1 protein-coding gene is annotated in these 1,095 nt (G+C 41.6%); it reads right to left on the bottom strand.

Annotated elements, in window-relative coordinates:
* A partial coding sequence (locus RJ60_RS14425) for a formylglycine-generating enzyme family protein (protein ID WP_258006363.1) occupies positions 1–931 on the bottom strand: 931 nt, incomplete at its 3' end.
* Between the last annotated feature and the right edge of the window lie 164 nt (positions 932–1,095).

Genomic DNA, 1,095 nt, shown 5'->3' with positions numbered 1-1,095 from the left:
GTCTGTAGCCTACTACTTTCGACGGGTCAGTAGTTACTATTCCATCTTTGTCCAGCAAATTGCCATTAGTGTCATAAGCTTTCGGGAGTTTCTCTTTCTCACTCAACCAATTACAGTAGGCTATCGCATCCCACCAGCTGACCCTCATAACAGGTCTCTGTCCCCTGCCCCAGCCTTCGTCATCAGGTTTATTTCTGCCAGTGTCATCACAGAAAGCGTCGTACTCGTCGAATGTAGTTTCATACTTGCCAATGTAGAAGTCGTAGGTAAACGTGACCGTATGGGTTGGTTTTTCATCACCGTATCCACCACCCCACGTGTCACCCATCGTGAAGCTGCCTTTCTCCACAAACACCCTCTTTGGAACAATATCAGATGGAATATAGCTCGGAGGGTTCTTCGTTGTAAATTCCCACAATGGTCCTTTAGAAATTCCGCCATGTACATCTTTGGCAACAATTTGCCAGTAATATGTTGTACCGAATTTCAGTTTTTCTTTGGTCAAAGTGGTTAGATAATGATCCGAAAGAATCAATGAGGGTTCTGTATCAACTCCAAGATATACATCATATAACAGCAGCTTGTCATCTGGATCTTCACAGAACCATTTAAGTTCCGCAAATACATCTCGATCGGTTTCTTTAAGAAACACTTCAGAACTGGGATCAATAACTGGTGGTTTGTTAGCCTTTGTGATAAAAGTATTTAGTGGTCCTTCGGTTTTTGCCCCAAAGGAATCAAAGACCACGATTTTCCAGTAGTGTGTTGTTCCCCTGGTCAAATCATTCAAGACAAAATTCTTGTTGGTGGTCTCGCCTATCTGATTCATGGAATCTGCATCTACTCCCAGATATATTGCATAAGTCAAATTGTCATTGTCAGGATCTGTGCAGTCCCATTCAAGTGTTAAACAATCCGGTAAGTTTTCCATTCCGTCTTCAGGAATAATATTAAATGGTTCAATCGGAGGCCTGTTTGCCATAGTAGTAAAAGAATACACAAGACTTTCGCTGACTTCGCCATAACTATCCGTAGAAACTATTTTCGAGTAGTATGGTTTTCCTCTTTGCAATTCTTTTACAATGTATTCGTTCG

This window comes from Mesotoga sp. B105.6.4 (assembly GCF_002896535.1).
Lineage (GTDB): Bacteria > Thermotogota > Thermotogae > Petrotogales > Kosmotogaceae > Mesotoga.
The sequence above is the reverse complement of the archived record's forward strand: the minus strand, read 5'-3'. Positions and strand labels throughout refer to the sequence as shown.